This window comes from Psychrobacter sp. 1U2 (assembly GCF_051847575.1).
In genome coordinates, this window is the sequence record NZ_JBPYDC010000492.1 from 1 (window position 1) to 1,028 (window position 1,028).

A 1,028-nucleotide genomic window follows, 5' to 3' on the forward strand; every position below is an offset into this window, starting at 1 on the left:
GATTTCAGCCAGCACCTCTTCTATTAATGGAGAAAAGTCTGCCATGACGATTTTTCCGCCCTCACTTGCTAAACGTAAAGCGACTCCGCGTCCGATGCCTTGGGCGGCACCAGTAACGATACATACTTTATTATCAAATCTTTTACTCATGACAGTCTCCTAAAAATCTTGCTCATGCTTTGCTAGTAGAGTAATACGGCTAGGCTACGTTATTGTTCACTGGGCGTGAATTTTTCATAGTAAAAATTACTCGGTTTTAGATTACTGCTGTCTAACCAATTACTCACCGCATCCACCATCCCTAACGGACCACACAAGTAGACATCGACGTCACCATCGTTCAGCCACTCATTATCAACATGACCGGTAACATAGCCTTTACGCTCATGCTGGCTGTCTTCAGTGGCGACACAGGTGCGGTAGTCAAACCAAGGGTGGTTTTGTTTGACTTCTTCTAGTTTCTCAACTTCTATAAGATCAAAGTCGTTGGTGACGCCGTAGACCATTCTGACAGGATGATGAGCACCAGACACCTCTAAACTTTTTAGCATCGATAAAAAAGGCGCGATACCGGTACCGCCTGCTAGAAATAGGGTCGGGCGAATTAGAGGGCGCAGGTAAAAGCTACCAAATGGACCCTCAAAATTAATCTCTTGACCTATAGTCGCAGTATCAGATAAAAAGGTGCTCATTTTACCGTTAGGAATATTGCGGACGACAAATTCGGCCTGATTGGCACTAGGTATAGAGCTAAATGAATAGGAGCGTGTCTCGTTAGAGTCAGGAATACTAACATTGACATACTGGCCTGGCAAAAATACTAGTGCATCTGGATTGTCGACTTCGACGCCAAAGTGAATGGTAGATTCTGACAGTACATTCAGCTGTTGTAGTTTGCCTTTGAATACAGACTTGCCGACTTTGCAGGCTTCAGAGGAGGTTGGTACTTTGATCACGCAGTCGCTTTCTGGAATCATCTGACAGGTGAGTACATACCCTTCAGCAGCTTCAGCTTCTGTCAGGGCATC

The 1,028-nt window shown here is 44.9% G+C and carries 2 protein-coding genes; both read right to left on the reverse strand.

Going from position 1 to position 1,028, the window contains the following annotated elements:
* Nucleotides 1-150: SDR family NAD(P)-dependent oxidoreductase (locus tag ACS8FD_RS16805; protein ID WP_439276682.1), on the reverse strand; the 150-nt coding region annotated here is incomplete at its 3' end.
* 59 nt (nucleotides 151-209) lie between these two features.
* The coding region (locus ACS8FD_RS16810; protein WP_439276681.1) for an FAD-binding oxidoreductase at nucleotides 210-1,028 on the reverse strand (819 nt) is incomplete at its 5' end.